Raw genomic sequence first — 12,595 nt, 5'->3', positions numbered from 1 at the left:
CTTAATAAAGTGTAAACTGTATTTTTCCTGTATGAATATCAAATATTCTCCAAGCTCCTACATTCCACTGATATGCATAGGTAGCATGACAAATTGCATTTTCAAAAATATGCATTTGATTTCCAAATAAATAAGGTACTGCTATAACAGCTTGACTTCCTTCTTTATCTAATGAAATACCATACAAATTATGATAATGTTTTCCATTTTTTTCGACACCATAATGATAATATAAAGTATCATTATAAACAGAAAATTCATATAGTTCATCATTTTCTGTTTCTTTTGTTTCTATTATTGTTTTTGTTGTATGATTTTGTAAGGAGTACTGTTTAATTGCACTTCCAGTATGATAATATAAATTGTTATTATAAAATTGAAAATTATTTGCTTTTTCTTTCAATTCTATTTTATGGAAATCACTTTGTTTATGTAATGGTAAAGCATAGATGCCAGCTTCTAGAGGTTGACCATTTTTATGGCTTGTTGGAATAACATTCAAATCTACATGATAGGCATCCAAATAAATAATATCATGATATTCACAAGAACTATTTGCTGGTTCTTTTAGTAGTATAGCATCAAGAGAATTTGTTACTGTATTTTGTATGGTTTCTTTTGTCACTAAATTATAAAAAATGTTTTTTTCTGACCAATATATCCAAGTATCAGAAAGAAATGCAATTTCTTTATATTTACAAACATATTCACTTTTTCCACCATTGATAGAAACTCGATAATATGCACTGTTATCTTCTTGTTCTTTTATGTCTTCTTCTTTTTCTGCTTTAAAATAAACATATCCATCATTACAAACCCTCATATTATAAATTGGTGCAATAGGGTCGTATCGAAAGTAATCTTCACATAATAGAGAAGCTGTTTGTGTCTGCAAATTATATTGAGAAAGCTGCAATACATTGTGAAATACATTATGATTAAAATAATATAAAATATGATTTTTTTCTGCAAAATATCCTCTTTTTTCTATATTACTTTTGCTTGTAGATTGATTTTCTGATATATTTTCTACTGCATAAACAGGCTGTGCAAATATCATACTGCACAATAATAGCATACTAATGATTCTTTTCATTTTTTTCATAAATAACACTCCCCTTTTTTATTTTTCTATACTATAAATAAACATCAAAATGAGTAATTTTACTACAACTTTTTTCAATGTTTTTTGTATTCTTTTAAAAACAACTAAAAATTTTGTAGTATTTTTAGCTTTTTTATTGTTTATTTCTATAGAAGAAGTTTATAATCAATAGAGGAGGAATGTTTTATGAAAAAATTAGTAGGCTGTATGATTTTATTATTTTGTTTTCTGTTAGGAGGAACGGTTGCTCATGCTGCAGTAGGTGATGTCATTGGGAATATCTATGCAACAGACATTGTTACCTACCTCAACGGTATGAAAATACCCTCTTATAACATCGGTGGAGAAACAGTAATTGTAGTGGAGGATTTAGAAAAGTATGGTTTTCAAGTGGAATGGCATGAGGAATCAAGACACTTAAGTGCGAATGCAAGTTGTATGCCTGAAGTTGCTCCTGAATATAAATCACTCAAAAAAGGTTCTTCGGGAGAAATCATTGGAAATATTTATGAAACAGATATAAAAATATCTATCAATGATGAATCTGTTGAGAAAGAGCATATTTATAATATTGGTGGTAAAACAGTGATAGAAGTATCTGCAATTTCTGAGATTAACTCTAACAAAGCATCTTATGGACCTTTTAGAACAAATGGTTATTCCGCATATGGTTTTCGCTTTGCTTGGCATCCAAAAGAAAGAATCGTAGAAATAGAGGCAATGATGGGTGGCAAAGAAATTCAAACAGATTTTGGAATATTTCCATTAGATTTGCTTTCTATTCAGTATCCTTATGTATCAAACTATACAGGAAATAAAGACGCTTATCAATATTATGAAATGATTTCTGATTTTTCTGATTTTGAAGGAAATAATATGTTTTATTTTGGCTATGATGCTGATGGACATAATAAATATATGAATTTAAGACCACTCTTAGAAATAGCAGATATAACAGTAAAAGGACGTGAAGGAAATATGCTTGTTTTAGAAAAAGGAACAAAGCAATCTCTACATACTTATGAAGACAAAGACCCTCTTTGTGTACATCCACAGCAATATATACTAGGAAGTGTTACTTTAAAATCAAGTAATTGTCCAGAAAAAGAATTTTCTGTTTTTGTTTATGGAGGAGAAATTTATATTGAGGAAAAGGATATTGCAGAATTTATTGGAATACCATTTAGCTATACTTATAGACATATTTGGTTTGACGGAAAAGATACAAAATTGATTGACAAAGTAGTAATCCCTTAAATAGAAAACCCCTTATGCTATTTTATAGCATAAGGGGTTTGGTTGTTATTTGTTTTCTACTTTCCAAATATGATTTACATGTTTAGTACTGTTTGTTCCTAATATAAATTGACATATCTGAACAGCTGAAGTAGTGTGAGCTGGAACAGTGTAATTTGTCCAATGCCATGTTCTATCTCCAGTGCTGCCAACTCTTTGGTAAACTGTATTATTGGAGCCAGAAGACAAGATATAGAAATTTTCCTTTTCGTTTCCCTCTCCAGGCTGTATGTATCCTTTAAATACAGCATCTCTGTTTGTATCATTATTAAATCTTAAAGGAATATAATATTGTACACACCAATTACCTACATTATGTCTTGGAGTAGGTTCACTAGGTCCTGCAATTTTATTTGTACCAGCAATGTAAATAGGAACCATATCACTTTGTGCTTTACCATTTACTTCCATTGCATTTTTCGGATACTTAGAATAGCAAGTCTGGAAAAATTTTCCTCCATTATTCAAAACATCACTTGCTTTCAGTGTGATTTCTGCAGCAGTCAGAAAATAACCTGCTCCATATCCAGAATATTGTACAGATGTTCCATCATATCGGTATTGAGAACCAGCACCAGATATTTTATAGCGGTCTAAAAAAGCATATACTGTTACAATCACAGTTCCAGAAGTATGAAATCTTAAATTTCCACTAAAAGCACATCCTTTAGGAATCACTTTATCTAAAATCCAAAATGAACCATTGGGTGCTACTGTTTTAGTTGTTGTTGTGCCGCAATCACTTGCTCCATTAAAAAATCTCGCCCATGAACCTGCATTTACATCTTTCCACTCTCCACTAGCATGCCCACAATTTGAAGGTGTAATTTTAACAGAGCTAGAATTGGGATTAAAAATTTGAATGCCATAGTGAATATTATCTACTTTTTTATAGTCATTATAATGAGAATAAAATACTTGTATATCTCCTGCAGATACAGTTTTTTGATTTATCCATACATTACCTTTATCACTATCTCCAAACATACTGTCTGAAGTGATGTACTCGGGATAATTGCAATAAATCCAACGATTGTCTGTGTCCATAGAAAATTTCATAGCAATTCTGCTGTTACTTCCACTCGGAAGGTTCACTGTTCCAAGATTTGCTTCTCCTGTTAAAAATTGAAAAGCCATTTTAATCATCCTTTCTTTTTCTTCTTTTAAAAATTTCTTTTTATAACCGGTTACGCTATATAAAGAGAAATAAAAATTGATTTTGTAAACCTAAATTTTAAATTTTTTAAAAATTTTTTGATTTAAAATTTTAAGTATCAAAATAATTTCTCTGTTTTGTAACCGGTTATATACTAGAAAGAAGAAAAAAGGACAAATTTGTAAACTTAAATTTTTATTTTTCTAAATCTTTTTTTCTTAACTGGTCAACTTTAGTATCCAAAACATTTACTTGTGTAACTACTTTGTCTACTTTATCATCAACAGCAGTAAAGCGCTCATTTAATTTATCATTTGACGCTGAAAAATTATGTATAGTTGCTTCAAAAAGTGCTTTTAACTCTGAAATTACTTCTGTATTTTTTGTAATGACTTCTAGCAATTCAGATTCTCTCTGCATATATTTATCCAGTCTTGCAGCTTCTGTTTCTTCCTTATCTGCTTTATTTTTAGATACGATTTTATAAAATGGTATCAACACTAAGATACAAGCCATCATCATTAATATAAAGAAAATAATCAATATACTATCTGTTTTTTGAATCATGTTGTTAAGTAGTTCCGTTTCATTCGTTGTCATTTTGCTTCACCTCCTGTTTCTTTATTTGCAACTTTTTTCTAAAAAATTATATAAAAAATGTTTTCATCACCTCCTCAAATTAATAGCTTTTTTCTTTAAAATCTGAGATTGTTTTTAGTTTTTTCTTGATTTTGTTTATCTGTTTATTTACAGCTTGTCTTGATACACCCAACATTGCGGCAATTTCTCCATCCGAAAATCCATTTACTATTTTTAATTTTAATAATATCCATTCTTTTTTGTTAAGTACTGTTTTATATCTATAAAAAATAATATATCTTTTACAGAATCATTGAAACTTTCATCGATTAAAATATTATCAAATGCGGTTTCCTCTTTTAAAAAACAAATTTTATTTTCATATTCTTCCAGTTTTTTGTTTAACTGTATAATTCATGGTAAATAGAATTTTTGATATAAGATAAAGTGTATTTATCTTCATAAAACTGTTTTTTCTCTATAGGAATTTTTATGATAATATGTAAAAATGTTTCCATTAAATCGTTGTAAGCATCTTCATAAGATAAAAGCCAACTATACTTTTTTAGCAATAGTTCAAATTTTTGGCACAATGCAAGCATACTTTCTTTATCATTATTTTTCGCTTTTACAATACAATTGTACAAACTTTTTACTTACATATTCATCTCACCAGTCCATTTCTGCTAGGAATTTTTTCTTTAACTGGTAAAGATGAATGTGGCGTTATTTTAGCAACTAAATTTTGAAAAAAATTTATATTTTTGAATTTTTTTGTATCTTATTAAGAAATAAAAGTAGTTGATTTATTGAACTTAATAAAATCTATTTTTTAAGAATATAACTAAAATTTTTCTAATCACTTTTTAAGCTAAGTAATCTATTAGAAAAACTATGGAAATATTAAAAATTGGTATATAAAATCATTTCTGCAATGATTGCAAGCAGGGGAAAGGGATATCCCTTTCCTTGCTTGTTGGTGTTCCCCCAAACCCCAAATGCAAATTTTTTTGAAATTTGCAAAACGCCTTCGGCGTGGCTAAAAACAAAAAACGCAAATAAAAAAAGAGGGAAAACAACATCAAATTGTTTTCCCATTTTTTATATTTCTTGGTCTTTTTCTGAGCTTTTTTGTTTGGTTTGAAGCAGTTTATCCATGTTTTGCTTTGCTGTTTGATACTCCAGCATTTCCTTTTTTGCTATTGTATATTGTTGATAAAGCTGTTGTTTTTCTGCTAATAAATTTTGATATTGTTGCTGTAATTCCTTTACTTTTGGCAGCTTTTTTTGATTGGTTTTTTCAAAAAATGCTTTTGCTTTTTCGTGCTTTATGATGTCCTCACTATGTTCTTTTTGAAAATTTTGTTTGTCTTTTGCTTTCTGATATTGCTTATAAATATCAATGGTTCTAGCGTAATAAATGATGTTCGTCTTTAACTCTAAAACCTTTTTTATCTGTTTTTCCTTTTGCTTTAATTGGTCAGATATTTCATTAAATTGCTCTGTACTATTCTGTACTTGTTGCTCTAATGTCTGATAATTTATATTGTTTTCTGTTAAAAAATTTACGGTATTTGCTGCCTGTTTTACATTAAATATTTTTGCCCATTGTTCATAAGCTGCACCTTTTCCATCTTTCTTTTTTTGCTTTCCATTCTGTATATTGTTTGCCTTTTTTTTGCGGTTCTTTTATAGTAGAAAGGGTATAATCCTTATCTTTTTGTATTTGACTTGGCTCTGTCTGCACTGTAATATATTCCACTTCTGGAACAGGAAGTTTTAGCATATCCGCTGTTTGTATGTCTGTCGCTTCTTTCCACAAATTCATCAATTCAGGAAGGTTATAAAATCTTGCAAAACGGGTTTTGAAACGAAATCCCGTTCCTTCTGGAGCAATTTCCAGTGCAGTTACTTTTTCTCCAAAGTCTGCTGCCCAGCAATCAAAAAATGTCATGTTATTCTGTTCTAACATATCATATTGCAAATATTTCATCATAGTGTATAATTCCGTTATGGAATTCGATATAGGCGTTCCTGTTGCAAATGTAATGCCTTTGCCTTCTGTTATTTCATCTAAATAGTGACATTTCGCATACATATCACTTGATTTTTGTGCCTCTGTTTGAGAAATTCCTGCTACATTTCTCATTTTTGTATATAAAAAAAGGTTCTTATAGTTATGACTTTCATCAACAAATAACCTGTCAATGCCCAATTCTTCAAATGTAATCACATCATCTTTTTTAGTATCATCATTTAATTTTTCTAATTTTGCTTCTAAATTTTTTTTGGTTTTTTCTAACTGTTTTATTTGAAAGCGTTCTGCTCTTTCAGCTGTTAATTCTTTTATACCGTTTTCTATATCGTCTAATTGCTGTTGTATATTTTGCTTTTGCCTTTGTTTTGATAGAGGAATTTTTTCAAACTGTGTATGTCCTATAATAACAGCGTCATATTCTCCGGTAGCAATACGAGAACAAAACTTTTTTCTGTTGAGCGGTTCAAAATCTTTTTTTGTTGCAACTAATATATTTGCACCTGTATAGAGTTGTAAAAATTCTCTGCCCCATTGTTCTGTTAAATGATTAGGTACAACAAACATACTTTTTTGACAAAGCCCCAATCTTTTGCTTTCCATTGCTGCCGCTGCCATCGTGTACGTTTTCCCTGCTCCTACACAGTAGGCGAGTAGTGTATTTTGTCCATAAAGTACACGAGCCACACCATTTTTTTGGTGTGGCTGCAATGTAATTTCAGGGTTCATTCCTACAAAAGTAATATGACTGCCATCATATTCTCGTGGTACAGTAGAATTGAATATTCTATTATATTTTTCGCAAAGTGTTCTTCGTCTTTCAGGGTCATTCCATATCCATTCTTGAAATGCCTGCTCCATTGCTTCCTGTTTTTGTTGGGCAATGGTAGTTTCTTTGGTATTTAATACTTTTTTCTCTCCATCATTCTCTCTTATTGTGTCATATATTTTAATGTCTTGTTGATTGAGTGTTTTTTCAAATATGGTATAGGCACTTATTCTAGTTGTACCATATGTTACAGTAGCATGAGTATTGTTAGAATCTACGCTTTTTCCTTTGATATTCCACGTATTTGTAACACTGGAATACATTACATCAATATCAAACGTTTTGTACATGGGTGTTTCAAGCAATTCAAATAAGAACTGTTTATAATATTCTGGCTCTATCCATGATGTAGCAATACGCACTTCAATTTCTGACACTTCTAAATCTTTTGGTTGTACTTTTTCCAATGCTGTCACATTGCTTTCAAATTCGGGATATAATTCAGCCATTTTTTGTGCCTGCTTTAATTTCCTTCTGACATTGCCAGACAAATATTCATCTGCTGTTTGCCAGCCAACATATTTATTTTCTGATATTGTACCACTTTGAGGTGTTTTAAATATAATTCCCTTTAAATCGTTTATTACTTGTTCTATTTTTTCACTTCCACCCATCAAACTCGCCATGAAACCAATATCTATACAAGCCTTTTCTGATATAGATACTGCAAGTGCGTCTATGGCAGTATCTACATGAGTAATTGGCTCATATTTTTGTATAGTTCTTTTGGTAAACATATCTGCTTTTCTTTCCAGTTTTCCATATTCGTCAATGATTTCCAAAGAACAGAGTAGGGGATAAGAGGAGTCTTTTTGAAATAATTTTTTATTTACCTTGCCATTGATAACACCATATTTTTTATAAAAAATATCGTAAATATGGTTTAAATGCTGTTGTTCTGATTGAATTTCTTGCTCATTTTCTCCATTTAATTGCAAGTCAATCAATTTTCTTGTACTATCTCTGATTTCTAAAAGCCCTTTTACTCTTTCTTTTTCAGTATCTTTTAATGGAACAGCATACATCAAGTGATTTTCTCTGAAAAAAATATCTTCTTTTCCTTCCACGATTGTATAACTAAAATTTCTAACACTTTCATCAGCAGGTAATGTTTCAATTTCTTCTTCTAATTCTTCTATTTCAACTGTTTGAAATAATGTTTTGTTAGGCAAAGAAATATGTGTCATTGCTTGTTTTAATTGTTGTTCTAATATTGCACCATCAATAGGAATACAAGCAGTTTCTTTTTCATTGCCATACATATTATTCCAATAAACCATTTGCCCCAATATCATATGTGGATTTTCTACAAAATAATTGTTTACTGTAATACCATTTTCCAATGTTCCTATCTGTACCCAACTTGGTTGTTTTTCTAGCGGTGTTTCTCTTTTTTGCAAAAATAATATGTCTGTTGTCACTTCTGTACCTGCATTTTCAAAAAAAGCATTGTTAGGCAATCTAATTGCCCCTAACAAATCTGCTCTTTCTGATAAATACTTTCGTACACTATCATTTTCTTTGTCTAATGTTCCTTTACTTGTGATAAATGCAATAATACCACCTGTTTTTACCTTATCTAATGTTTTGGCAAAAAAATAGTCATGTATCAAAAAGTTGTGTTTATCATACTTTTTATCCATGACTTTATAACTGCCAAAAGGTACATTACCTATTGCTATATCAAAAAAGTTATCTTCAAAATTTGTTTTTTCAAAACCATTTATTGTAATATTTGCCTTTTGATAAAGTTGTTTTGCAATTCTGCCTGTTATACTGTCCAACTCTACACCATACATAGAAACATCTTTCAAACTTTGAGGAGCAAGCCCAAAAAAGTTACCAATACCACAAGAAGGCTCTAACACATTTTTGAATGGTAAATCCATATTTTCAATGGCTTGATACATTGCTTTTATTACAACAGTATTGGTATAATGGGCATTTAATGTACTTGCTTTTGCTAGTTTATATTCTTCTGGTGAAAGTAACTCTTTTAATTCTGCATATTCTTTTGCCCATTTTCCATTTTGACTGTCAAATGCTTCAACAAGTCCTCCCCAGCCAACATACTTAGAGAGAATTTGTTGTTGTTCTGTATTTGCAAGTTTATTTTCTGTTTCTAATTCTTTCAATAAATGAATTGCTGCTACATTTTGCTGATATTTTGTTTTTTTGCCTCCTGAAATGCTAAAATCATCAGTAATATGAAAATTTATATTTTCTGTTTTTTGTTTTTGTTGTGTTCCTATATTATTAACAGTTTGTTTTTCTTCAACTTTTTTAAATTGGTTTTCTATTTGTTCTCTAACAAAAGAAATTTTCTCATTTCTGAATAGAGGAAACCAGCCTTTTACTTGTGTATCAAGCAAACTAATTGTTCCGCTTTTAAAATCAATGCTATCCCATTTGAATAATTGATTATCTATTTCAATTTCATTTATCAAAGGAATATATTCTTTTTTATCTGTCAAAAGTATTTTTTGTTTTTGTAATACTATTTTTACTTCGTCTAATGATAAAGGTGTTTTTAAAGCAATACTTTCTTCTATATTTTGAATGGTTTCTCTATCTAACTGTTCAGCAATACTTTCAGCATCTTTTCCATAAAATTGATAAAATCCTTCTATATCCACACCAATGAAATAATCAGTATATTTTTGTTTTAAGTCATCATATTGTAATAACTGTTCTGATTTTTGCTGTAGAGGTTGTATATACAACGTTTGTGATTGCTCTGTTTCTTCAATGGGTATTTTATGTATTTGTGATTGTTGTGGTTGTAAAATGGTGTTGCTTTCGTTATTTTCTTCATTAGATTGCTTTATGTCATGTTGTTGTAAAGGCTCATTATTTTCCTGTTGGTGTTGTACATACAATGTTTGCGGTTGCTCTGTTTCTTCAGTAGATATTTCATATACTTGTTGTTGTGGCTCTAAAATATCATTATTATTTTTATTGTTTTCTTCTGTATTAGACTGTTGTAAAGGCTCGTTTTTTTCTTCCTGCTGCTGTATATACAATGCTTGCAATTGCTCTGTTTCTTCAGTGGATATTTGATACTCTTGCGATGATAGTATATCAAGAGTCATTTGTTCTACATTTTTTTCTGCAACAAAAAAAGCAGAACTTTGTTGTTGTTCTGCTTTTTCTATATTTTTTGTTTGCTGTTCTATGTTAGTAATATCACGATTTTTTATTTGATATTTTAATATGAGTGAAACTGCCTTTTGTATAAAATCCCATGGCAAAAGAGATTGAGAAATTTTATTGTTTTTGTTTTCACTCCAATAGAATAGCCCATTTTGATGATATTCAAAACCAATTTGCACACTATTGATGTCTGTTTGTAATGTTTCATTTTTGTATACTGTCTTAATAAATTCCGTTCTTTCACTTTCTTCTGTATGGTATTGAAAGTATTCTACAATTTCTTGCCAATCCTTTTTTAAAAACACACTCTGTTCTAAACAGCCTAATACAATTTCTTTGGGATAACTGTGTATAAATTGAGGAAGTTTTTGGCTTCCTCTTTGTTCCTTTCCATTTTTAGATTGTTCTAAATGTATATCATTTCCTGTCTGACGATTTCCTCCGCTCTCTGACGAATGTTGTTCATTTTCTGTACCCATTCCATTTGATTTTCGGCTTTCAATTTCTCTGTTACGCCCTCTGTTTTCATCATTTCTTCTATCAGATTGTCCTCGTACTGTTGTGCTGTTTCGTCTACTTCCAGAAGGTAATTCCAAAGTTTGTCCATTAGAAGCATGGAGTTGTATTTGCCCCTGTTTGTCTTTTTGAGATATTCTCCCCTCATCAAGCCGTATTTGCCCAGTTCCCTGTCGTCCTCCTCGTTGTCCATCTCCAAATCTGGTATGAGGTAATCTCCCACTTTGATATAATTCAGTTCTGCCATTTTCAAAACTCCCTTCTTTTATTTCAGTTTCACGCTTTAAAGTGTTAAATTGTTCTTTATATTGATTATATTCTTTTTTTTGAGATATTGCAATAGATTTTTCAACTGTTTTGACTGTTTTTTCTATATTTCTTAATACATCATTTGAAATTTCATTCACAGCCGTTCCCAAATGGTGCAACATTTCAGGTGTGGTAAACATCATAATATTTTGCAAATCTTTATCAGAAATATATTTGCTTGTATCAATACCACATCTATGTAGTAATATATACTGCATACTTGCTATACAAACCTCTCTAAAAATATTTTGTGCTTGCTGTTGGTCTAATTCTCCTAAATAGGTATCTTCTAAATTCAGTAACATATTTTTAAAATATTGGCTGTTATGCGTGTCTACCATAGAAACTGCTATTTCCATGAGCTTTTTTGCTATGTCTTTTTGTTCTGTATTACCTTCATATTGTTCCAACATAGCAAGTACATTTTCATAATGTCTTTGTTCCATTTTCCATAAATAAGGTGTTTTACTGATTTTAGTGGTTATCGTATCTTCTAATGCAAAAACGTAAGTTAAATAAGGTTTTTGGTTTTTTTCTCGAATGAGTGCAATGCCTTTTGAACCAGATTTTACCTATCTTAACATTTTTTTGTTCCATATTGGTATGACAGCACAAGCAGTGCAATCTGGTCTTTGAGCGTGTATCATAATCTGGTCGTCAAAAGAGTATTTATAAAATTGACTTGCTGTGTTTAAATAGCTTTTCCAATTTTCAACATTACTTGTTATCATATCGCTTGTTTCTTGCGACAGTTCTATCATTTTTTTGGTTTTGTTGAATTTTTCCCACATAGTCATGCTCCTTTCTTGATTTTATGTACAACAAAAAAAGCGAATGAATTACTTCAATCATAACTGTAGTAATTTCATTCGCTTATTGTTTTTATTTTTTTCTCATTTTTCATATTCTTTTTTGTTTTAAATAATTTGAAACTTAAAATTATTTAAAAAAGATTTATTGTCATTATTTATGTAGTAATTGTTTTAGATTCATTAATAATTACAAAATGAAAAGCTTCTAATTTTGTAAAATAATTACTTCTATATATACTATTAATTCCTTTTTCAATTCCTTTCATAATATTACATCTGTATATTCCTTTTCCGATTGCAATATAACCTTCTCCATAAGAATCTCTATCACCATCTTCAATATTATATTGTATTATAAAATGTCTTTTTGTTGATTCCTTAGGAAAAGGTTGCCGAATAGCAATTCCTCCAATAGCAGATTTTATATTAAACATTACTAAATTTGAATCAGAATTGATTACTTTAGTATATTTCCTTTCATTTATATTGTAAGTATACAAAAAAGAAACATCTTCTAATAACCAATTATCATAGTCTATTGCTAATAAAATATCATTTAATTTAATATCATCATAAAATGCTATATCTATTAAATGGTGACCCTGTTTATTAGTAGTAGAAGAATATTGATATTGCAATTCAAATTTTTCTTCTTTTATAAATTGATTTTGTTTTATAAAACCAAGTTTTTTCACAAATATATGAGAATTAAAAATTGAAAATATAAATATAAATAATATAATCCAACTCGGATTTTTGATAATCTTTTTTATATGTAACATAATTAAAACTTTGCACCATAGGA

10 protein-coding genes and 2 pseudogenes are annotated in these 12,595 nt (G+C 29.6%); 1 reads left to right on the top strand and 11 read right to left on the bottom strand.

From position 1 onward, the window contains the following. Position 1: 1 nt before the first annotated feature. Complete coding sequence (locus C820_RS12925) at positions 2-1,105, bottom strand: hypothetical protein (protein ID WP_004036997.1); 1,104 nt, start codon at positions 1,103-1,105, stop codon at positions 2-4. 186 nt (positions 1,106-1,291) lie between these two features. Between C820_RS12925 and C820_RS12920 the strand changes: the two genes are divergently transcribed. After that, on the top strand, positions 1,292-2,362 hold the full coding sequence (locus C820_RS12920) for a hypothetical protein (RefSeq protein WP_004036999.1): 1,071 nt from the start codon (positions 1,292-1,294) through the stop codon (positions 2,360-2,362). A gap of 45 nt (positions 2,363-2,407) precedes the next feature. Here the strand turns inward: C820_RS12920 and C820_RS12915 are convergent, their stop codons facing one another. From C820_RS12915 to C820_RS12880, 10 genes and pseudogenes are all read right to left on the bottom strand, one after another. Further along, complete coding sequence (locus tag C820_RS12915) at positions 2,408-3,538, bottom strand: hypothetical protein (RefSeq protein ID WP_004037001.1); 1,131 nt, start codon at positions 3,536-3,538, stop codon at positions 2,408-2,410. Between the two features lie 214 nt (positions 3,539-3,752). Beyond that, positions 3,753-4,157, bottom strand: coding sequence for a hypothetical protein (locus C820_RS12910; protein WP_004037003.1), 405 nt, complete (start codon positions 4,155-4,157; stop codon positions 3,753-3,755). Between the two features lie 79 nt (positions 4,158-4,236). Then, positions 4,237-4,428 (bottom strand): sigma factor-like helix-turn-helix DNA-binding protein, encoded by a 192-nt coding sequence (locus C820_RS14610; RefSeq protein ID WP_502799884.1) that lies wholly within the window; start codon positions 4,426-4,428, stop codon positions 4,237-4,239. Positions 4,429-4,537: 109 nt separating this feature from the next. Then, positions 4,538-4,783, bottom strand: a complete 246-nt coding sequence (locus tag C820_RS12905) for a hypothetical protein (RefSeq protein WP_035296325.1) — start codon at positions 4,781-4,783, stop codon at positions 4,538-4,540. Between the two features lie 256 nt (positions 4,784-5,039). After that, positions 5,040-5,234, bottom strand: coding sequence for a hypothetical protein (locus C820_RS12900; protein WP_035296328.1), 195 nt, complete (start codon positions 5,232-5,234; stop codon positions 5,040-5,042). A gap of 598 nt (positions 5,235-5,832) precedes the next feature. Beyond that, a pseudogene (locus C820_RS12895) lies at positions 5,833-9,240 on the bottom strand (helicase-like domain-containing protein); the annotation flags it as partial. A 327-nt stretch (positions 9,241-9,567) separates the two neighbouring features. Further along, positions 9,568-10,092, bottom strand: a pseudogene (locus tag C820_RS14675) (MutS N-terminal domain-containing protein); the annotation flags it as partial. Positions 10,093-10,559: 467 nt separating this feature from the next. Further along, a complete protein-coding gene (locus C820_RS12890) occupies positions 10,560-10,916 on the bottom strand; it encodes a TnpV protein (protein ID WP_083863562.1) in 357 nt (118 codons plus the stop codon). 634 nt (positions 10,917-11,550) lie between these two features. Next, positions 11,551-11,769 (bottom strand): hypothetical protein, encoded by a 219-nt coding sequence (locus C820_RS12885; RefSeq protein WP_004033139.1) that lies wholly within the window; start codon positions 11,767-11,769, stop codon positions 11,551-11,553. 176 nt (positions 11,770-11,945) lie between these two features. After that, on the bottom strand, positions 11,946-12,572 hold the full coding sequence (locus C820_RS12880; protein ID WP_004033142.1) for a hypothetical protein: 627 nt from the start codon (positions 12,570-12,572) through the stop codon (positions 11,946-11,948). Positions 12,573-12,595: the final 23 nt, after the last annotated feature.

Source organism: Clostridium sp. MD294 (assembly GCF_000364165.2).
Taxonomy (GTDB): domain Bacteria; phylum Bacillota; class Clostridia; order Lachnospirales; family Anaerotignaceae; genus Coprocola.
Note: the sequence above shows the minus strand (reverse complement) of the source record. Positions and strands in the feature narration are given on the sequence as shown.